We start from the raw sequence: 271 nt of genomic DNA on the forward strand, positions 1-271 counted from the left end.
AAGTTCGAGGCGGTGGATAACTACAACGGGACACAAGATCAGCTTCGCGGGTTAGCGGGAGCTATTGGAGAGCAAGGAGCAGCAGTTCAAGCCTATCTGTGGACGGATACGAATGAGAACGGTGAAGTAGATGCCGATGAATTAGGAACAGCTATCGCATTAGGCACCAGTGAAGCAGACGGATCTGTGAATGCAGCTAATGTCGGTGATTTGCGCGCAGGAACGTATCGTTTCGTGATTACTGCTAAGGATTCATCCAATAATGAATCGG

1 protein-coding gene is annotated in these 271 nt (G+C 49.1%); it reads left to right on the forward strand.

Features of this window, described 5'->3' with window-relative positions; translation table 11 throughout:
* A partial coding sequence (locus tag CA598_RS32655) for a hypothetical protein (RefSeq protein ID WP_179281796.1) occupies positions 1–271 on the forward strand: 271 nt, incomplete at both ends.

This window comes from Paenibacillus sp. VTT E-133291 (assembly GCF_002264395.1).
Lineage (GTDB): Bacteria > Bacillota > Bacilli > Paenibacillales > Paenibacillaceae > Paenibacillus_AQ > Paenibacillus_AQ nitricinens.